This is a genomic window from Limosilactobacillus frumenti DSM 13145, from assembly GCF_001436045.1.
GTDB lineage: Bacteria > Bacillota > Bacilli > Lactobacillales > Lactobacillaceae > Limosilactobacillus > Limosilactobacillus frumenti.
Genome location: NZ_AZER01000004.1, coordinates 112,415 through 132,259, shown reverse-complemented (window position 1 = coordinate 132,259; position 19,845 = coordinate 112,415). Strand labels below are relative to the sequence as shown.

At 40.0% G+C, this 19,845-nt stretch carries 18 protein-coding genes and 1 pseudogene; 11 read left to right on the top strand and 8 right to left on the bottom strand.

Going from position 1 to position 19,845, the window contains the following annotated elements; genetic code table 11:
• Positions 1-231 precede the first annotated feature (231 nt).
• The gene (locus FD27_RS01085) at positions 232-1,566 is read left to right on the top strand and encodes a dihydrolipoyl dehydrogenase family protein (RefSeq protein ID WP_057748225.1); all 1,335 of its coding nucleotides are present in this window, start codon (positions 232-234) and stop codon (positions 1,564-1,566) included.
• Positions 1,567-1,644: 78 nt separating this feature from the next.
• On the opposite strand, the gene FD27_RS01080 is transcribed toward FD27_RS01085, so the two are convergent.
• Complete coding sequence (locus FD27_RS01080; RefSeq protein ID WP_057748223.1) at positions 1,645-2,568, bottom strand: IS30 family transposase; 924 nt, start codon at positions 2,566-2,568, stop codon at positions 1,645-1,647.
• Between the two features lie 295 nt (positions 2,569-2,863).
• Here FD27_RS01080 and FD27_RS01075 point away from each other — a divergent pair, with 295 nt between their 5' ends.
• The 8 genes and pseudogenes from FD27_RS01075 to FD27_RS01040 all read left to right on the top strand — a co-directional run bounded on the left by FD27_RS01075 (position 2,864) and on the right by FD27_RS01040 (position 12,653).
• A complete protein-coding gene (locus FD27_RS01075; RefSeq protein WP_057748221.1) occupies positions 2,864-3,409 on the top strand; it encodes a restriction endonuclease subunit S in 546 nt (181 codons plus the stop codon).
• Between the two features lie 14 nt (positions 3,410-3,423).
• Entirely contained in the window at positions 3,424-5,031 is a 1,608-nt protein-coding gene (locus tag FD27_RS01070) for a type I restriction-modification system subunit M (protein ID WP_057748218.1), read from the top strand.
• On the top strand, positions 5,031-6,101 hold the full coding sequence (locus tag FD27_RS01065; RefSeq protein WP_057748214.1) for a restriction endonuclease subunit S: 1,071 nt from the start codon (positions 5,031-5,033) through the stop codon (positions 6,099-6,101). The genes FD27_RS01070 and FD27_RS01065 overlap by 1 nt, the downstream gene beginning before the upstream one ends.
• Positions 6,065-6,223, top strand: coding sequence for a restriction endonuclease subunit S (locus tag FD27_RS08980; RefSeq protein ID WP_083482660.1), 159 nt, complete (start codon positions 6,065-6,067; stop codon positions 6,221-6,223). Before FD27_RS01065 ends, FD27_RS08980 begins: the two co-directional genes overlap by 37 nt.
• A 261-nt stretch (positions 6,224-6,484) precedes the next feature.
• Positions 6,485-9,499: a type I restriction endonuclease subunit R, EcoR124 family gene (locus FD27_RS01055; protein ID WP_057748208.1), complete on the top strand. Its 3,015-nt coding sequence runs from the start codon at positions 6,485-6,487 to the stop codon at positions 9,497-9,499.
• A gap of 545 nt (positions 9,500-10,044) precedes the next feature.
• A pseudogene (gene ltrA, locus FD27_RS01050) lies at positions 10,045-11,430 on the top strand (group II intron reverse transcriptase/maturase).
• Positions 11,431-11,583: 153 nt separating this feature from the next.
• On the top strand, positions 11,584-11,955 hold the full coding sequence (locus FD27_RS01045) for a winged helix-turn-helix domain-containing protein (protein ID WP_057748205.1): 372 nt from the start codon (positions 11,584-11,586) through the stop codon (positions 11,953-11,955).
• Positions 11,952-12,653: a winged helix-turn-helix domain-containing protein gene (locus tag FD27_RS01040; RefSeq protein ID WP_057748202.1), complete on the top strand. Its 702-nt coding sequence runs from the start codon at positions 11,952-11,954 to the stop codon at positions 12,651-12,653. Before FD27_RS01045 ends, FD27_RS01040 begins: the two co-directional genes overlap by 4 nt.
• Before the next feature lie 159 nt (positions 12,654-12,812).
• Here the strand turns inward: FD27_RS01040 and FD27_RS01035 are convergent, their stop codons facing one another.
• The 6 genes from FD27_RS01035 to FD27_RS01010 all read right to left on the bottom strand — a co-directional run bounded on the left by FD27_RS01035 (position 12,813) and on the right by FD27_RS01010 (position 16,739).
• Entirely contained in the window at positions 12,813-14,633 is a 1,821-nt protein-coding gene (locus tag FD27_RS01035) for a DNA primase family protein (protein WP_057748199.1), read from the bottom strand.
• A complete protein-coding gene (locus tag FD27_RS01030) occupies positions 14,620-15,666 on the bottom strand; it encodes a phage NrS-1 polymerase family protein (RefSeq protein WP_057748195.1) in 1,047 nt (348 codons plus the stop codon). The genes FD27_RS01035 and FD27_RS01030 overlap by 14 nt, the downstream gene beginning before the upstream one ends.
• Positions 15,667-15,675: 9 nt before the next feature.
• Complete coding sequence (locus FD27_RS01025) at positions 15,676-15,861, bottom strand: hypothetical protein (protein ID WP_057748192.1); 186 nt, start codon at positions 15,859-15,861, stop codon at positions 15,676-15,678.
• A gap of 135 nt (positions 15,862-15,996) precedes the next feature.
• Positions 15,997-16,215: a hypothetical protein gene (locus FD27_RS01020; protein WP_057748189.1), complete on the bottom strand. Its 219-nt coding sequence runs from the start codon at positions 16,213-16,215 to the stop codon at positions 15,997-15,999.
• 24 nt (positions 16,216-16,239) lie between these two features.
• Positions 16,240-16,512, bottom strand: a complete 273-nt coding sequence (locus FD27_RS01015; RefSeq protein ID WP_057748186.1) for a helix-turn-helix domain-containing protein — start codon at positions 16,510-16,512, stop codon at positions 16,240-16,242.
• A 14-nt stretch (positions 16,513-16,526) separates the two neighbouring features.
• Positions 16,527-16,739, bottom strand: coding sequence for a hypothetical protein (locus FD27_RS01010; protein WP_057748183.1), 213 nt, complete (start codon positions 16,737-16,739; stop codon positions 16,527-16,529).
• Positions 16,740-16,864: 125 nt separating this feature from the next.
• Between FD27_RS01010 and FD27_RS08535 the strand changes: the two genes are divergently transcribed.
• Both FD27_RS08535 and FD27_RS01000 read left to right on the top strand, forming a co-directional pair.
• Positions 16,865-17,728, top strand: a complete 864-nt coding sequence (locus FD27_RS08535; RefSeq protein WP_083482658.1) for a helix-turn-helix transcriptional regulator — start codon at positions 16,865-16,867, stop codon at positions 17,726-17,728.
• Positions 17,729-17,878: 150 nt separating this feature from the next.
• Positions 17,879-18,967 carry a tyrosine-type recombinase/integrase gene (locus FD27_RS01000; protein ID WP_057748180.1) on the top strand — a complete coding sequence of 363 codons (1,089 nt, stop codon included), beginning with the start codon at positions 17,879-17,881 and terminating at the stop codon, positions 18,965-18,967.
• A 203-nt stretch (positions 18,968-19,170) separates the two neighbouring features.
• Here FD27_RS01000 and FD27_RS00995 read toward each other — a convergent pair whose 3' ends face one another.
• On the bottom strand, positions 19,171-19,716 hold the full coding sequence (locus FD27_RS00995) for a hypothetical protein (RefSeq protein ID WP_057748177.1): 546 nt from the start codon (positions 19,714-19,716) through the stop codon (positions 19,171-19,173).
• Between the last annotated feature and the right edge of the window lie 129 nt (positions 19,717-19,845).

Here is a 19,845-nt window from a genome sequence, read left to right as displayed (position 1 = left end):
TCAGATTTCACAAAGTCCTATTTAGAATTTACACCAATTATACGGACATAACCTTTTTCTCAATTAAAGGCGTTAAAGAATAATCGATTTAGTTATTACCTTATTTAAAGTTAAGGATTGCTTTTTGTTCTCTTCAGTTGCAATCGCTTGCAACTCGCACCTATCCTCTGCTATGCTCGTGCCAACAATGGTAATTGTTTATTCACCTAAATTTAGGATGGAGGTAATTAAATGACTGAAAGTTATCAATTTGATGTTTTGTACTTAGGCGCGGGGCATGGTGCCTTCGACGGGGCGGTTCCACTAGCTAATAGTGGTAAAAAAGTCGCCATTATCGAAGCGGACAAAATCGGGGGAACTTGTCCAAACCGTGGATGCAACGCGAAAGTTACGCTGGACAACCCGGTTCAACTTTTACGCCACCAAGAACGCCTTGATGGCATTGTAAATGGTGACTTAAAGCTGGATTGGACTGCCAATGTAGAACATGAACACGAAGTCATCGACGGCTTGCCGGACATGATTACTGGTTTACTCGACTCTGTTGACATCGAAATTATTCACGGTCGTGGAAAATTTGTTGATGCTCACACCATCGAAGTGGATCAACAGCGCTACACCGCTGATAAAATCGTGATTGCAACGGGGCTACGTCCCCACCATCTAGATGTTATGGGCTCAGAACTTACGCATGACAGTACCGATTTTATGGACCTCAAACAGCTTCCTGAAAATATCGTAATTATTGGCGCGGGCTATATCGGCATGGAATTTGCCACGATTGCCAATGCTGCCGGCGCGAACGTCACTGTACTTTTACGCCATAATCGGGCGTTGCGCAAATTTAATCAAGATTACGTAAAACAAGTCATTGCCGACCTCGAAAAACGAGGGGTGAAGTTCATTTACAACGCTCAGGTGGATCGTTTTGAGGAAGACGGTTCTCATTTTACCGTGTCTTATAACGATTACGAAACCCTCACCACCGACTGGATTTTGGATGCTACCGGACGAATTCCTAACATCGAAAACATCGGATTAGACGAAGTAGGCGTTAGTTACAATGCTAACGGGATCGAAGTTAACGATCATCTTCAAACTAATATTGATAACATCTATGCTTCTGGTGATGTGCTTGATAAAGAACAGCCTAAGCTCACCCCGACTGCGATCTTTGAATCTAGTTATTTAACCCAACTTTTCACAGGAAAGACTACTGACGCAATCAACTATCCGCCCATCCCAACCATTGTCTTTACCTCACCACAAATCGCACAGGTTGGTATGAGCGTCGAAGAAGCTCAGCAAAATCCTGATTACACCATTAAAACTAATCATCTTCCTGACGGATGGTTCCGCCAAGTTGATAAGGAAACAATTGGTGATAACACCTTGATTTACGATCAAGACCATCATCTTGTAGGAGCAGCTGAAGTTAGTGAACATGCTGCCGATGCAATTAACGTTTTATTACCAGCAATTGAGTTTCAATATACAGCTGAACAACTAGGCCGCATCGTACCTCTCTTCCCTACTTTGGGAGCGGACGTCTGGTCACAGATTTAAAAAAACGCTGAGCCTCTTTTAAGGAGACTCGGCATTTTTTTATTATTTGGCAGATTGCAAGAAATAACTTGAACGAATTTAGTGACGTAGATTAAGCAGGAAGATCTCGATTGGTGTGTGCCAGTTAAGACATTTAAGTGGTCGGGAATTCAAATACCAATTAATTTGAATCAGCTTGTGATCGCTTAACTCTTCAATGGCTTGTCCCTTGGGAATAAACCGTCGCAAAACTCGATTACGGTTCTCATTACTACCGCGTTCGTGCGGTGAATAGGCATGGGCAAAGTAAACCTGAGTACCCGTTAGCTGTTCAATTGCCTGATAGTTAGCGAACTCTTTCCCATGATCCACAGTAAGCGTCTTGAGCTTGTCTTGAAGTTGACTAGCTAGTTCAAGTACGGCTTGAGTCATGGACTGACTGTCGCGGCCATGGAGCCGTTTAACAATTGTCAGGCGACTCTTACGCTCCACAAAAGTAGCCACAGCTTGGCCTTTACGTTTGCCAGAAAGTACGGTATCAGCTTCAAAGTGGCCAAATTCCTGGCGAGTTTCGACTTTATGAGGACGCTTCTCAATTGAGCGGCCGTGACTGAACGTACCACGCTTTTCTTTAGCACGATGACGACGAATTCCATGATCAGGCAAATTGGGTAGCTGTACATCAAGCCATCCTTGATCAATCCAGTTATAGACCGTCTTGTAGGCAATCCCCACCACATGGGCAACTTGTTCAGGGGACCACTTCTGGACTTGAATCTTTTCCTCGATCAAGTGCTTAAGGGTTTTAGTAAGCGAAGACTTTCGCCCCCGTTGACTAACCTTGTGTTCAAAGTCAGTTTGCGCTAGTTCAGCTTGATACCCACTATTTAGCCGGTGAAGTTCGTTAAAGATGGTGGTCTTACTAAAGCCTAAGTAGTTAGCGATGTATTGCAAGGAACGTCCTTCATTATGAAGCGTTTCAATGACAACACGGTTCTGGAATGATAAAATAGTGGTGCTCATCAAGGTCCTTCTTTCTAATGGATTGTGTGGTAACACCATTAAAGACCTTGATGGTTTTTTCTGTCCACTTAAATGTTCAACTTAAATTTTACAATCTACCCCTTTTAAAACGAGTATTTTACAAACAGAGGTAGTAGCATAAGAAACCATTTGTAATAGATTCTCTTATGCTACTGCCTTTAATTTAGCTAATTTTCAAAATACTTTGGCCCAAGTATTGACAATTTAGATGTCTAGATAGATAATACAGTTGTTCGAACAAATACTTGGGTCCAAATATTATAAGGAGGCCGAGATGAAACTAAAAGAGATTTCAAATATTACTGTAGGACTAAATAGTCAGCGGTTAAAAGCAGCAGCTAAGGATAATATTGTCTATACCGCCAATGATTTAACCAATGACTTATCTGCAGGGTATCGTGGAAAGTACATTCTTAGCGATAAGGAAAGGGTAGATGCTGGTGATGTTGTCTTCCATCTTATGTCAGCAACTTCGGCAGTTGTTTCCAATGCCAATGCTGGAAAGCTAATGTCACAAAACATTCTTAAGTTTCAATTTGATCGGAGTAAGATTGATGCCTGGTACTTCTGCTATGTACTGAATGAAGCACAATCGATCAAGCACCAACTGCATAATATGAAAGAAGGAACGGTTACTAAACTAATAACTCCTACGACTATCAAGAACTTACATATTGATCTTCCTGATATTGAATTGCAGAAGCAAATAGGTAGTATTTACTCAACAATGCTGGTAACGAATCGAATCAGGGAAGAGTACATTCGAAAAGAAAGTGCCGCAATCCTAGAAGTCCTAAAAAAGGAAGATAATAACAATTAACGGAGGTAATGACAATGACTGAATCAACTGAAACTAAGAGCCTAGAAACCGCATTATTTAGTGCGGCAGATGCTCTCCGCTCCAAGATGGATGCTAATGAATATAAGAATTACTTATTAGGAATCATTTTCTACAAGTACCTTTCTGATAGTATGCTTTACGAAATCGCTGATGAAATTGGTGATGGTCGTGAGAATACAACACTTGCTGAGGCACAGAAACTGTATGAAGAAAATGCGGACGATGAGGATCTTCAAGATGAATTAATGGATACTTTCTCATACGTAATTACTCCAGAACATACCTTTACAAAGGTAATGGATCACGTTAATGATCACTCATTCCAGATTGTTAATTTGGCAGATGCTTTTAAGGAGATTGAAGGAACTAATGAAACATTTGAAGGCTTGTTCGACGATGTTGACCTTTTCTCTAGGAGATTAGGTAATAATGCGCAAAAGCAGGCCGACACCATTAGTGCAGTCCTATCAGCAATTAGTGATTTGGAATTAGTTCAATCCCCTGGCGATACCTTAGGTGATGCATATGAATATTTGATTAGTCAATTTGCATCTGAATCAGGGAAAAAGGCCGGTGAATTTTATACCCCACAAAAGGTATCTGAACTATTGACGCGTCTAACATTAGTAGGTAAGCAATATCCTGAGGGTATGACTGTTTATGACCCAACGATGGGTTCTGGATCTTTACTATTGAATTTCAAAAAGTACATTGGTGAAAGTCAAAAGGATGAAATCATCTACTATGGCCAGGAAATTAATACCTCAACCTATAATCTGGCTCGGATGAACATGATTTTGCACCATGTTGATACAGCTAACCAGCACTTGCGCAATGGAGATACGCTGGATGCTGACTGGCCACCTTCTGCTAAAACCAACTTTGATGCGGTAGTAATGAATCCACCGTACTCACTACATTGGTCATCAGCTAAAGGTTTTCTAGAAGACCCACGGTTTAGCAAATATGGAGTTTTAGCACCGAAGTCCAAGGCTGATTACGCATTCTTGCTTCATGGTTTCTATCACCTGAAGAATACTGGGACAATGGCCATTGTTCTACCACACGGGGTATTATTCCGGGGTACTAAGGAAGGTAAGATCCGTCAAAAGTTATTGGAAGATGGATCAATTGATGCGGTGATTGGTTTACCTGCTAACCTGTTTTACAGTACGTCAATTCCAACAACAATAGTTGTATTGAAGAAGAATAAGCAAGACCGCAGTGTAATGTTTATTGATGCTTCTAAGGAGTTTGAAAAGGGTAAGAACCAGAATCAACTTCGTGAAGAAGACCTTGATAAGATTATCAAGACCTATGAAGAGCGTAAGGACGTTGATAAGTATGCTCATCTAGCAACCTTTGATGAGATTAAGGAGAATGACTTTAATCTCAATATTCCTCGTTATGTTGATACTTTTGAACCAGAGCCAGAAGTGGACTTAAAGCAAGTATCTAAAGACTTAACTGCAGTAAATAAGCAGATTAAGGACAACGAAAAAGAATTGGTGGGAATGCTGAAGCAACTGACGTCCAAAGATGATGACATTATGGAAGGTATCAATGATATCATTCAGAATTTTGAGGAGGACCTTAAGTAATGAAGGAACAAAAGAAAAAAGTCCCTGATCTTCGTTTTAAGGGCTTCACTGACGATTGGGAACAGCGTAAGTTACTGGAGACACAGACAACCTTTACGGATGGAAACTACAGTAGTCTTTATCCCCAAAAAGAGGATTTCACAACAGCTCAAAATGGTGTGCCATTTTTAACAGGAAGTGATATTTATGATGGAAAGTTAAATAATAAAAATTGCAAGTATATTACACATGAGAAGAATAAAAAACTAACGTCTGGTCATGTTGCTTTTGATGATGTTGTCATTGCGGTTCGTGGATCTCTTGGAAATATAGGGTATGCAAGTAAGAATAATGAAGGTTGGAATATAAACTCTCAACTTGCAATTATCCGAACCAACAAAGATGAACTAAATGGGTATTTTATTTTTTGCTATTTAATAACTAACGAAGGATTGAAGGCTATTAATTCTAGGATCACTGGAACAGCATTAAAACAATTACCTATAAAACAACTCTCTTCTATATATATTCCTGTTATCGGTTTAAAAGAACAGAATCTGATTTCAAAAATATTTAAATTGATTACGAATCAGATTACCCTTCAGCAACGGAAGTTAGATCTCCTAAACCAGCTGAAAAAAGGTTTGTTGCAGAAAATGTTTGCTGATAAAGATAGTAAAAGGCCTATTTTACGTTTTAATGGTTTCACTGATGATTGGGAAGAGCGTAAGTTGGGAGATGTAACTGACATAAAAACTGGTTCTAGAAATCACCAAGACTCTGTTGAAAATGGAAAATATCCTTTTTTTGTTCGTTCGGAAAAAATAGAACGACTTGATGAGTATGATTTTGATACAACAGCAATATTAATTCCTGGTGATGGCCGTATTGGGGAAATCTTTCATTATTACGATGGAAAATTTGCCTTACATCAACGAGTATACAAGGTTGACAATTTTAATGGAATTGATGTGTTATTCTTACTAAGTTTATTTAGATATAGCTTCAGAAGGCATGCATTAAGATTGAATGCACAAGGTACAGTTCCTTCACTATGTTTACTAAATGGGAGATATTACTTCCAAAACTAGAAGAACAAGAAAAAATTGGACAACTCTTTCAATCTCTCGACAAAACTATCACTTTGCATGACAAGAAAATCCAATATCTTAAACAACTTAAACGGGGATTATTGCAAAAAATGTTTATGTAAAGAAGGGTCTTGTTAACATGAAAATTGAATTGAAATCGGGTTTACACACTTACAACTTAGAAAATCTGGGCCAGGTTGAAATTGATACGTACTTCGCAGACGACGTTGGTGAACTCTGTATTAAGGCAACATTTGTTCCTACTATATTTATAGATGGGAAAAGTATTAATACAATCAAATTTTCAGGGCCAGGAGATAGTTATAATTTAACCTCGGACATCACGCTTTTCGTACATGGTATTAATCAAGAGGTCTAAACACATGCAACAAGAACTACAAATGGAAGCCAAACTCATCCAGCAACTAACCCGCGACGAATCGCAGTGGACATTGCGCGAAGACTTAAAAAATGAGGATGATCTTTGGAATAACTTCTTTACAATTTTACAGAATAACAACCGCCAAGTACTGGATGATGTCCCTTTAACCGATAATGAAAAGGCCAGTATTAAAGCTCAGATTAACCACTCCACCTTCTTTAAGGCTGCACAAGACTTTACAGGTGCTAATGGACAATATCGAATCACAATTCAGCGTGACGATACGACGGTTGGCACGATCAACCTGATGGTAATTGATCACACCAATATTGCTGGGGGTACCTCAGTCTACGAGGTGGTCCATCAGATACAGCTGGACCGCCGTCAAGAGATGGATAATGACCGGCGAGGTGATGTTACTCTTTTGATTAATGGGTTGCCGGTCATTCATATTGAGCTAAAGACGCCTAAACGTTCCTATTTGCAGGCTTTTAACCAAATTCAGAAATACATTACTGAACAGAAGTTCAATGGAATCTTTTCTAATATTCAAATGTTTGTGGTTACTAATGGCACAGATACCAAATATGTGGCTGCTGACCAACACTTGCGAGAAAAGTTCCTGAGTGGGTGGGTTGATAAGGATAATAACCCTGTACGAAACTACTTGGACTTTGCCAAGGATGTATTATCAATTCCTGCAGCCCACCATATGGTCGCTGATTATTCTGTATTGGATAGTAAACAGAAGCACATCATTTTGCTTCGCCCATACCAGGTTCATGCGATTGAGGCGATCTTTGAAGCATCGAAGAGACAGCAGTCTGGTTTTATTTGGCACACAACTGGTTCAGGTAAGACGCTGACCTCTTATCGGGTAGCCCATAATCTCTTGAGCATCCCTTCACTCGATAAAGTGATTTTCCTTATTGATCGAAAGGACTTGGATAATCAAACTACTCAAGCCTTTCAGTCCTATGCTAACAATGACTCGATTGACGTTAATGAAACCGAGAGTACCATTAATCTTGCTAAGAAGCTAACTAGTGGTGAACGTACTGTTTTAGTAACAACGCGGCAAAAGTTGCAACATTTATTTAAGTGGCAAGCAGATGAGCGTAATGAGGCTATGTTTAAGCGGCTTAAGAATCTTAAATTAGCTTTTATTGTTGATGAATGCCATCGTACCATTTCACCAGTAAGTAAAATGGAAATTGATAAGTTCTTCAACATCCAACCACTTTGGTATGGCTTTACGGGGACCCCGATCTTTCCACAGAACAGTCGAGATGAAAACGGTAAAGCTGCTCGAACCACGGAACAGCAATATGGGCCGTGTCTTCACAGTTACACTATAAAGGACGCCATCCGTGACCATGCCGTCCTGGGCTTTCAGATAAATGATATGCGGAATATCTATCAGGACAGTGACGTTGAAGACCATAAGGATAAGTTAAATGCTCAATATATTACGGATGCCCATATGAATGCGGTAGCGAAGAGTATTCTTAAATCATCATATCGTACGTTAGGTATTCGTAACATTAACAATCGAGGATATACTTACTCAGCAATCCTTACTACCAGTCCGGCGAATATGCGTCCAATCGACCAAGCAAAGCGTTACTACAAGCTGTTTAAGTCAATTAAAGATGGAAGTTCATCAGTTGAAGTTCCTCAACGAATTAAGGAAATCCTGCCTGATTTTCCTAAGATAGCTATTACTTTCTCTGTAACACAGAATGATGATGATTCTGTTGATGATCAGGAGTTCATGAAGGAAGCTATTCGTGACTACAACGAGGAGTATGGAACGAGTTTTAGCTTAGACGAAGTTGGAGCCTACAATAAGAATATCAATGATCGCCTGGCGCGAAAGAATGACGCATTCAAGCCTCAGAGTGAGCGATTAGACCTCGTTATTGTAGTCGATCGACTTCTGACCGGCTTTGATTCTCAATACCTTTCAACGCTATTTGTTGATCGTCCACCAATGAATCCACAAAATATCATTCAATCCTTTTCACGGACAAATCGGATCTTTGATCAGGATAAGAAATATGGGAATATTATTACTTTCCAATTTCCTAAAACTTTTAGCCAAAAGATCGACGATGCATTAACCTTATATTCCCAAGGCGGTATTGGCGACGTCTTAGCACCGAGCTGGCATGAATCCAAGCAGAAGTTTAATGACGCGTACCATGAGATCAGTAATTATCTGTTTTCCGATAGTCCTAACTTTTTGGCCGATCCAAGTACGCCAATCGAGCAAAAGAAGGACTTTGTTAAGCAATACCAACGCTTTGACAAGGCATTTGCGGCTGTACAAACCTATGATGAGTTTGATGAAGTAGATCCAGTTAAAGACTATCAACTATCTCAAGAGAATCTTGATGAAATGCAGGGAACTTACGAGACGCTGGTTGAACAATTAAAGGATGCTAAAGACGATGATGATGACTCAAGTGAACCAGTAGATACCGAATATGAGCTTGAATCAGTTATTGATAAGTCGGTTAATTACCAATATATCTTGGGGTTGATTCAAGCGTATGTTCCTGACGAAGGTGAATTACTGCCTTCAGTTGGTCAAAAGGAAACTGCTGAAATTGAAGGTTATATCTCTGATTTAAGCAAGACAAATAAGCCACTAGCAACAATTGTTAGTCAGTTATGGGATAAGATTAAACAGCACCCGGAGAACTATGCTGGTCAGCAGGTAGATCAATTACTGAATAAGATGATTGATCAGGCATACAATCAAGAGTTAATTGCATTCGCTGATAAATATCATGTTAGTTTGGATGATTTGAAGTTTGTCATTAAAAACTACGATGTCCATGCTTCTAAGCAAGCAGGTGTTAACCAAATGCTGACTCGTGATGCATTTAAGCGTTTCAAAGAAGCCAATGCAGATTCAGAGCTGAAGCGAATGATGGATTGGAAGAAGCAAGTACGTTCTCAATTAAATGACTTGTATATTAATCATATCGAGCCTTTACTTGATAACTAAGACTTATGAAGCCAAGTTCCCTGCTATGTAAAACTGAACTTTTATGAAATAGACAAATAGGAAAGAGACCCCTCACTATAACCGTAGTGAGGGGCTTTTACTAGTGCGCCCGGCATGGGTATTAGCTAGGTGGTGAAAGTCCACTATGGGCCGTAGTAGTCGGAACCATGAGCCGAGGACAAGGGTGTCCGCTGTGAGGTGGAATCTGAAGGAAGTCTAAGGCAAAGCGCTGCATCGATGAACAAGAAGTAGCTATAAGGCTGAGAGTAACTGGATAAGGTTGCTAGACAAACTAAAGACCAATACTACTCGAAGTTGCTTTCAGTAAAGCTAACGGTGACATGGTACGAAAGTTAATATTCTTACCCGGGGAGATCTGACCTACACGTTTCCGACAAGAGGAATGAATGAAATTCCACAGAAGCAAGCATAGCAGTGATGTTGTGTTGAGTAAGCCAGAAGTCAGCCGAGGTCATAGTAGTTTGAATAATCAGATGAAGGACTGAACGACAATAACTTGTAACTTATATCGGAGGTGTAATCAGGTGCGACAATCGCAGAAAACAGAACAACAAGCTGACCGCTTGTCGAGGATAGGTTTGGAAAACCGAAAGTACACAAGGGCGCGTAGTACCGATTATGGTGAAGGTAAAAAGGTATGAGTGTCACTATCCAAGACCAAGTTTTGGACCGCAATAACCTGAACCAGGCTTATTTGCGAGTTAAGAGAAATAAAGGAGCAGCGGGCATTGATAATATGACTGTCGATGACCTCCTGCAATATCTTAGAGAAAATAAAACGGAGTTAATCACCAACCTACGTGAAGGCAATTATAAGCCAGTACCGGTTAAACGAGTGGAAATTCCCAAGCCCAACGGTGGAGTGAGAAAACTAGGGATACCAACGGTAGTGGACCGCATGGTCCAACAAGCAGTTGCCCAAGTGCTCACGCCAATCTTTGAGCGTATTTTCTCGGATAATAGTTTTGGCTTTCGCCCTCATCGTGGAGCCCAAGACGCAATCGCAAAGGTAGTTAAACTATATAATCAGGGATATCGAAGAGTAGTCGACTTAGACCTGAAGGCCTATTTCGATAACGTCAACCATGATTTGATGATTAAGTACCTCCAACAATATATTAATGACCCATGGACGCTAAGACTTATCCGCAAGTTTTTGACTAGCGGGGTCTTAGATCATGGGCTTTTCCGCTAGGAGTGACAAAGGAACGCCGCAAGGTGGACCATTATCACCATTACTGGCGAATATTTACCTAAATGAGTTGGATAAAGAGTTGACCAGACGTGGCCATCACTTTGTACGCTATGCGGATGATTGTAATATTTATGTTAAAAGTCAACGGGCGGGAGAACGAGTAATGCGCAGTATTACCCATTTTCTCGAAAAGCAATTGAAGGTTAAAGTTAATCCAGATAAAACTAAAGTTGGTAGTCCCCTAAGATTGAAGTTTCTTGGCTTTTCACTAGGTGTAGACCGTAACGGTGCCTATGCCCGACCGGCCAAGCAATCACAAAAGCGAGTTAAGCAAGCACTAAAGCTGTTAACAAAGCGCAATCGGGGAGTATCCATTGAGCAAATGTTTGAGGAAATTCATCGCAAAATGCGGGGTTGGCTTCAATATTACTCAATTGGGAAACTGACTGGCTTTATTCAACGACTTGACCAGTGGTTAAGGGCGCGAATAAGGCAATATATCTGGAAGCAATGGAAGAAATTCAAAACTAAGATTACTAACTTACAAAGGCTCGGATTGTCTTATCGTGATGCATATGTCTTCGCTAGTACCCGTAAGGGCTACTGGCGAACCGCACACAGTAAGACTTTGGGTTATTCTCTAACAAATAGAAAACTGGAGCACCTTGGACTAATAAATATGTCCAAGACGCTCCAGTCAATTCAAAGTGATTAAGTTGTCGAACCGCCGTATACGGAACCGTACGTACGGTGGTGTGAGAGGTCGGTAATTGAACTAATCAATTACCTCCTACTCGATTTGTCTAACTGGATCGATTAAGACTATACTTAATAATAAGTAAAATATAATGAGAAGAAGTGGTTCAAAGTGTTCGAATACGAAAACTTACCTCGTGATAAAAAGGAAGATTATCTTGAATTAGCAATCTTAAAGTATCTTCAAATAGTTCAAGAGCCAGTTGAACGGGCACAGGTCCTCGCGTACTTAAGCGAACATGATATCTTTCTACCACATGAAGAATTTGAGCCTAATTCGAATGGGACTGATCTAAAAATTAAACCAAGGTTTAGTTTTGCGTTAACTTCTTTGGAGCACGCCGGACTAATATATCATCCCCAACACGGGATAATGGCTTTGACGGACCTTGGTAATAAGGTTAGAACATCAGATACACACATTGTTAAAGAACTAGTTAGATCTGGTTGGCGTAAGTACAACGCAAATAAGGATAAGAAATGATTGATTATACTACACTAAAACATAGCTCTGATGGTATGCCAACTTGGGATGCTTATTTAGGTATCCTCTTAAAGCTTGCCATGAATAAACAGTTGTGGACAGCTGATGCAATAAAAACAGCAGCTGTAGACGAATTAAACCTTCCTGACGAACTAAGGAATAGGGAGTATAACTCAAAATCTACTGGTAATGTTGCCAAAAATCGTGCTGGCTTTGCACTTAGTGATTTAAAAATTGCGGGTTATTTACGTTCACCAAGACGAGGCGAGTATGAGATAACCAAGCTTGGCAAAGATGCTTGGAAGAAATATGGTCTTAATTTGAGTAGGACCGTTGTTCATGATGAGCCGCTACATAAGCAACACCAGGCTAAATTAGCTAAAATTAAAAGTGATAACAGCGATACTTCAGAAACATTGGTCTCATTTAATGAAGATTTAATCCAAGATTGGTTTAATCCAAAAAACCATTCGGTTTCTTTAGATGTTCTCGCCACCAATTTAGCGATGGCTTTAAGTGCTTTCTTTCTTTTCATATTGTTATCTCACTTTCATTATGTCTTATCATCAATACCAACCCGTGAAAGCTCTAGTAGCTCTCACAGGGGTGAAAATGGTACATTGTACCGGTGTTGTACCGTTAATGTGCCAGGCTTTTCCTTACTCGCTCTAATCGTCTTACCATTTTTACCAGAATAGAAAAGCTACTACCCCTATATATAAACTAATTAACTAACATTCTTTTTTTTCTCAATTGCAATCGTATAAATGAAAAGTGGTAAATGTGGTAAGTAGCTTACAGCCCCAAGGGATTAGCATGGTACAAGCGTGGTACATGAGTGGTACATTGTACCATTTTCAATCTTGAAGATTAGTTTTGTAGTAATCATCCTTGCACTTTTTGTTCCAATCAGAAATATCTTTGTCCCATTGCTTTTTGAGGCCATGGTTTACCCAACAGTAGCGGAACGAACCATCATCTAAATGAACTCTTTTATTCTCAAAACCAAGGTTAGAACAAAGCGCCTTGCCAAAATTACCCTTGTTGAGTTTTGACCGTTCTTCATGAGAACACCAATACCGGTAATCGGCAAACGCCTGGTCTTTGATGAAATAACCATCTTGTAATAACTGCGGGTTTTCTTCCTTAACACTATCCAGCCACAGTTGAACCGGGTTATTGTGTTTAAACCATTCGCTGGTATCTTGATTGATACTAGCTGGCCTTGTCCAGCTACTACGTCCCAGTCCTTGCTGGTGGCGCTTCATAACCTCATGAAAGAGATTCAAGCACTCAGCAACGAACTGTGGGCGCTCTGATCTGACTTTGTCCATGTCATGCTTTTGCCAAAAGTCATTGTTCTTAGAACGGGTATCGCCGTTGACCAGCTTTAAAATGTTCGCCCGATCTTCTAGCGCCCTGTTAACATCGCTTGACCGCAAAGCTGGCAACTTGTTAGCAGACCAGATATTTTTAGCTCTACTAATGAAATTAAACGATGGTTGCCCTTTTTCTTCTGCTCTGATAGGGTCACCACCAACCAGCCCCTTGAGTGGGGCAACATCTTTCAACATTTTGTCTGAAATATCAGGAACGATATTAATTTCTTTTCCATATAAATCAGACGTGGCGAACCGATTGTTTCGGTCTGCGATGGTCTGCGGATCTAGGGCGGAAAAGTTTTTCTTGCTAAAAAGATCTTGAGAAATGTAATTCAGTAGGGTTGATTTCCCCTCGCCACCATCACCATTAAGAATGATGAAATCTTGAAACATTGAGTGGCTAGGATAATAACAATATCCGATAAACTCTTTAAAAAAGGTTGAAGCGTTTCCCATCATGTCCCTTAATAACTTGTCTGTATTAGGTGCGTGCGGGTGATCTAGATCAATGCTGTAATCATGTAAATTTAATAAATAATCCCTTTTATTATGTGGTTGCAATTCACCGGTCTTAAAATTATAAGTACCGTTTTTAAAGGCAACCAGGTTTTGATTTAATAAATCTTCTGGTTCATTAGCACTGCGATTTAAAATTAATGCGTCTGAAAGTTTCCTGGTTTGTCCTATACCGTTGTTCATAGCATTGGAACGGGCTAAACCCCATTTTTCCATCATCTTGATAAGATATTTATTGTAGGTCTTGTCTAACTCATTCTTTTCCAAGATCTTCCAAGCACCAAAATTTTCCTTGTATTCGATACCTTGCGGGAGAAGCGGAAAAGTTTCAAACGGTCGCTTTTTGAAGAATAACTTCATGTATTTAAACCAGTCTACGCCGATAACGTATTTTTTAGTTTTCTTTGAGATTGTCAAATAGAACCAGCTAGGCAAGAAATAATTAATCATGTTAACCCAGCAATTAAGCTGGTGTTCATATTCTTTACGATCATCGGAATGATTTTTACCGTCATGTAAGCCAGGCTTTGCTTGAAAAACAGGTTGCGTAGTTAAAGCATAAGAAAGATTAAACGAGCGAACTTCTAGCTGATCACTTGAGAATAACTCAATGATATTTTTCACGTGGTAGGCTTCTGAAATGATGGTAGTTAGTTCCTTGGTACATTCTTCACCAATACCATACTTATCTTTAAGTTCATCAATCCGTTCTTGTTCTTCCTCATTTTGAAGCTTCCGTAACTTCGCAACGTCCTTTTTAAAATTCTCACTCTGCGCCATTAATTACCATCCCCTTATACTTATGGATTCGATTTTCTCGCTGCGCTTGTTTGTAAGCTATGGCCTTGCTGATAGTTCGCTGGCCGTAAGTCATTCCACCATCAGAACGCTCCCATTTAGGGCGGTAGAGGTTGGTTTGCTTAAATATTTCGTCAATCAGCTTACTATCGTATTTACCGGTACATTGGCGAACCCAATAGGCAAGAACACAGCAACAGGCCATATCTTGCCTAGATGGGTCATATTGAATAAGCTCTCCGTTTTCATCTGCGACTTCTGAACCGCTAATATCAGGCAATTCAGCATTACACCACCAATTAAAACGATCACCATCAGAACTATTCTTAATATCCTGGATAATTGCTTTTGCTGTATCACTCAACTCACCACCCTGTGAAAGCTCTACCGGCGTAACTGATTGTGAGGGGATGGTAAGGGGTTCATAGCGCCCATAAACCAACTCATTAAGCTGTTTCCAGGTATCTTGATTGATGGTAGTAATCTTTAGTGGCGCTTCCCGTTCCAAAATTTTACCAGTTAAAGCAATCAAACGGGCGTTAGTGTAAAGTTCCTTGTCATGTTCTGGTTTAGAGAACTTCTCAACAGAATCATTCACTTTAAAAACAAAGTGTAATCCCGCTTCTGATTGACTGATTTCACAATAAGTATGATGAAGCAGTTGCAAGATCTTACTGATCTTATTCTGTACGCCTAATGTATAATCAGCTATCACAGTGGGGATATTGTCTAGATCTAATAACGCCCATCCATCCCCAACAACGAAACCAACACCGCCGTATTGCCGTTGTTTAGCATAATCAGGGCGCTTATTGGCACATTGTAGGGTAGCGTTTGCTTGTTGAAACGTTCCCCAGGTTGCCGGTTGGTTCGTTTGGGCGGTTGAATGGCAATTATCATTTAAGTTATATGGAACTTTCTTAAGGGCGTGAATACTGTTAGGGTGCTTTGGATTCTTCTCATAGAACCAGGCAACCCAGCGCCGATCTTTCTTCATCTCTTCTGGAAAATCCATTGAATCACCTCACAGCAAGGCAAGAAACTGTTGCGCTGATACGGTCGCTACCGGGTGATTCTTAACCTTGCATAGGTCTTTGATGAATTGGCGGGCAAACAGTTGTTGCTTGTCCGTAGTTGGTGGCAACTGATTCAGCATGGCAAGCAGTCCTTGCCGGTCTTTCTTTGTTAAATTAATCTGTTCAATCTTCATTTATTTCAGTCCTTTTTTATTGATAGGACTTGGTATAATAGAAATAGGCCGTAAACGGCTGTGTAATAGGGCTATGTCAAACTACTGTGTGCAAAGCGGGTTTGATATAAGCCTTTTTCTTTTACACCAAGCAAACTAAAGCTCCCGGGTATCGGTCTGATTGTTCCTATCCAGCGCTTCCCAATAAAGAACGCTGTTCAATTCGTGTATGTCGTTGAACATTTTGGAAGTACGTTTCTCAAACTTAGTTAGTTCCCGGCCCTTGAGGTCATCATCAATATGTTCTTTGAGATAGTCTAATTTCTCTTGAATGTCATTCAGGATTAATTTCTTGTATAAACTGCGATCAATCATGGAACTCCCCGCCGGTAAGCTAGTTTATTGTTCAATCTGTTCCATGAAGCGATCTAGACTATCTCGCTTGTAACGCTTAACGCCCTCAATCTGAACGACTGGAATTTTGTAATTCCTAATCCATCGGTTAAAGGTGCTAGGCGCTACGTGAAGATACTTACAAGCTTCTTGTTGCGTCATATAAGGCCGGTAAGCATTTTTCTTCAGTGCTTGCGCTACCGCCGTTTCGATTGCATTCTGAACCATTTCTTGTGTGGCCTGTTGCAACTCTGGCGGTAGATTTACAGAAACGTCCATTGAATCCATCCCCCTTATTCGTCTGTTACGGTTTCTACGTTGTTTAACCAATGATTTACACGTTGGTAAATTGAATTTTGTACCGCTAACGGTGTGGAATCATTAATTAGCTTGCTCATGGTTGGTAAGGAAACGCCGATTTCTTTAGCTAAATTATCACGGGTTAAATGATTCAACCCTTTAACTGTTAATAATTTACGTTGTTGCTTTACCGTAAAAATTTCCATTTCATCACCCCCCCTTTTTCTTCCATTCTGGAATGATTATATTCTTCCAAAACGGAAATATCAATTATTTTCTTCCAAAAAGGAAACTCTTTAGTTATAATGAAGTTGCTAAAGGGGTGCGAAATATGTCTACTAAACAAAAAAAGCCCCGCAATCGAATTGCGGAACTCAGAAAAGAAAAACATTTGACCATTCAGCAACTAGCCGATGAATTAGGCGTTGCTAATGGAACAATTAGCCGTTATGAACAAGGCTCTAGAGAACCCAAACTCAGCACCTGGGAGAAATTAGCCGATATATTTAATGTATCTGTTTCCTATATTACTGGTGTTTCTGATGAACCCGGCAAAGATAGTAGCCGTTTACGAAGTATTCGCAATGCTAAACACTTGTCGATTCAGCAAGTAGCGGACGCTTACAATCAGGAAGCCGATAAGCTATCAGTATTTGATCATAAAGAAAAGCATATCAGCGCCCAAACCATTGAGAACATTGAGAATGGCAATTATCAGCCCTCTAAACATGAATGGGAACTGTTGGCCTGGTCGTTAAATGTTCCTCAATTCTACTTGTCTGGCCACTCAAACGACAAAATAGGGTGGCAAGAATGGGCGGAAGCTACTGGATATTCTGTTGACCAGCTTAAAACTGAGGTTCAGCGTTTGATTAAGACTGGTCGAATTGATCAAGATGAAGATATTCAGCGTCAAATTGGTTATGCTGTTCAAAGTCTAGATGGTCATGTTCCTACAACAACTACGGGAACTATCAATTGTATTCAAGAAAAGATACATGAGTTGTTAAACGATGTTGATAATGCTTTTCTGGTTCAAAAGTCAACACCAGTTTCCCCAGATTCATCGCTTATGGTAACCAATGCTGGTGATACTCATGTTCGGAAAGATATGGATGAACAAGCCTACAAACAGATTGTTGATATTCTTAAAGAAACCCAGCTCAAATTAGGCCAAATCCATATCAAACGTTAATAAACTAGCTTTATAGGCTCTCACGGTGGGGCAATTCAGGGGATGGTCTACTTAACCACCTCACCACCTGTGTAAGCCTATGGGGTTGCTCCCTTATCAGCTATCCTCATTCATCCCCGCCGGTAAGCGTGATGGAAAGAGGTTTTATCTATGAGTTACGCAAAGAAAGCGAAAAACGGATACTACGGTATCGCTGAGTACCAGACTAAAGACGGCAAACGTCACCAAAAAAGCGCCGGCTGTTTCAAACTGAAACGGCAAGCGCTGGCTGAAGCGGACAATTTACAAAGAGAACTGGATAAGGTTAATACTGATCTTCACGATATTACTTTAGTAGATTATTTTGACCGCTGGTTTGATCTTTATAAGAAAAGCAAGGCCAAAAGTTTTAGCGCTCGCAATCAGTACAGCATTATGAAGAAATACATTCGTGAATACTGGCAAGATACCAAAATGCGTGATATTCGCCGTTCTGAGTACCAGGAATTTATTAACTGGTATGGTGCTGATCATGCTTACAAGTCTGTTAGCAAGCTAAACGGCGCAATCAGGACGGCTGTAAATTATGCGATTGATGATGATATTATCCGCAAGGACTTTACGCATAATGTTACGGTTACCTATAATCACGATAAAAAGGTAAAAGTTCAGTATCTTACCAATGATGAATTGACGAAGCTAAAGCAGGCGGTTGTTAAGGGCCTGAATCCATTGAACACCAGTCGTTACATGATTCTAACCGCCATTTATACGGGTATGCGTAAATCAGAAGTCCAGGCGCTAACCTGGAAAAATATTGATTTCTTACATTCCACTATCTCAGTCAATAAGTCATGGAATGAAAAAACAAAAGCCTTTAAATCCACTAAGACGGCAAGCAGTAACCGGGTAATTAAGGTTAACCGGTCGTTGCTAAACCATTTAGCAGACTTAAAGGCTAATAGTAGTGTTATGGTGTTTCAAAACGTTTTAGGAACGATTCCCACAAGCAACGCTTTGAATAAATGTCTACGCTCTATTATGAGTACGGCTGGTATCGAAAAGCAAGGGTTTCATTTTCACTCATTGCGCCATGTCCATGTAGCTTACTTATTAGGCAAGGGCGTAGATATATACGCAATTAGCAAGCGATTAGGCCACTCTAATATCACCGTAACGCTAAACACTTATTCGTATTTGATTGATGAATTTAAGGCCAAAAATGATACTGTAATTATCGAGAAATTAGCGGAATTGTAAATTGTGCGGAAAAACTGCGGAAAAACCCGCCACAAAGCCCGGTATATTAAGGGGTTATTATCCCCGTGCGGGTGATTTATTAGTTGACAATAGTGTTGATATAACAATAAAAGCAGGTTGGTGGATTTCCACCAACCTGCTTTTTCACATAACAAATAGGGTGTATGACTAAATAATTAATGGATCATACACCCGGTTGTTAACTATTCAAATTGACCACTGGTGATGTTCATGTGTTGAACATTGCCAGAAGTTGGATTGTATTGGTACAAGCCACTCAAATGAGAAACGGTATTATCATCGTTATTATTCCGAATCTCGATTTGGTAGTTTTCGTTATTTTTCTTCGTAACAATGTATTGATCATTAGTTTGTTGTTGAACACCACTGGCTTTGAAGAAACCATTTAATACATTTTCCTCAGATTGTGGTTGTTGTGTAGTTACCTGTTGACTAGTTATTACGTTAGAACTTGATTGACTTGCTTGCGTAGCAACCGGTTGTTGTTGTGTTTGGACAGGAGACTGAATTGCAACGCTATTATTAATGGCAGCGTGGCTTTCACCCGTTGTGGCCACTTTTTGACTACTATTGCTGGTTTGGGCCGTCTTATTATTGTTCTTAACAACTTTAGCGCTCGTAGCGTGGTGAACATGTGAAGCAGGTGCACTACTGTTGGCAGCACAGCCAGCCAAACCACAAGCCATCAGAATTGCAATTGAACTCGTTAATATTTTATTCATCTTCATGAACAAGACCCCCCTTTGGACTCCACTCATTGTTTCCTCACTTCTATTGTAACTCATTAGCAATCAATTTGTAACATTTATGTAATGTTTATTGTAATTAATTTGCTAACAAGAAAACTAGTTGCTTTG

Bases quoted from the DNA above. Each gene is read 5' to 3' on its own strand.
- FD27_RS01085 (WP_057748225.1), top strand. From the start codon at position 232: ATGACTGAAAGTTATCAATTTGATGTTTTGTACTTAGGCGCGGGGCAT.
- FD27_RS01080 (WP_057748223.1), bottom strand. From the start codon at position 2,568: ATGAGCACCACTATTTTATCATTCCAGAACCGTGTTGTCATTGAAACG.
- FD27_RS01075 (WP_057748221.1), top strand. From the start codon at position 2,864: ATGAAACTAAAAGAGATTTCAAATATTACTGTAGGACTAAATAGTCAG.
- FD27_RS01070 (WP_057748218.1), top strand. From the start codon at position 3,424: ATGACTGAATCAACTGAAACTAAGAGCCTAGAAACCGCATTATTTAGT.
- FD27_RS01065 (WP_057748214.1), top strand. From the start codon at position 5,031: ATGAAGGAACAAAAGAAAAAAGTCCCTGATCTTCGTTTTAAGGGCTTC.
- FD27_RS08980 (WP_083482660.1), top strand. From the start codon at position 6,065: ATGTTTACTAAATGGGAGATATTACTTCCAAAACTAGAAGAACAAGAA.
- FD27_RS01055 (WP_057748208.1), top strand. From the start codon at position 6,485: ATGCAACAAGAACTACAAATGGAAGCCAAACTCATCCAGCAACTAACC.
- FD27_RS01040 (WP_057748202.1), top strand. From the start codon at position 11,952: ATGATTGATTATACTACACTAAAACATAGCTCTGATGGTATGCCAACT.
- FD27_RS01035 (WP_057748199.1), bottom strand. From the start codon at position 14,633: ATGGCGCAGAGTGAGAATTTTAAAAAGGACGTTGCGAAGTTACGGAAG.
- FD27_RS01030 (WP_057748195.1), bottom strand. From the start codon at position 15,666: ATGGATTTTCCAGAAGAGATGAAGAAAGATCGGCGCTGGGTTGCCTGG.
- FD27_RS01025 (WP_057748192.1), bottom strand. From the start codon at position 15,861: ATGAAGATTGAACAGATTAATTTAACAAAGAAAGACCGGCAAGGACTG.
- FD27_RS01020 (WP_057748189.1), bottom strand. From the start codon at position 16,215: ATGATTGATCGCAGTTTATACAAGAAATTAATCCTGAATGACATTCAA.
- FD27_RS01015 (WP_057748186.1), bottom strand. From the start codon at position 16,512: ATGGACGTTTCTGTAAATCTACCGCCAGAGTTGCAACAGGCCACACAA.
- FD27_RS01010 (WP_057748183.1), bottom strand. From the start codon at position 16,739: ATGGAAATTTTTACGGTAAAGCAACAACGTAAATTATTAACAGTTAAA.
- FD27_RS08535 (WP_083482658.1), top strand. From the start codon at position 16,865: ATGTCTACTAAACAAAAAAAGCCCCGCAATCGAATTGCGGAACTCAGA.
- FD27_RS01000 (WP_057748180.1), top strand. From the start codon at position 17,879: ATGAGTTACGCAAAGAAAGCGAAAAACGGATACTACGGTATCGCTGAG.
- FD27_RS00995 (WP_057748177.1), bottom strand. From the start codon at position 19,716: ATGAAGATGAATAAAATATTAACGAGTTCAATTGCAATTCTGATGGCT.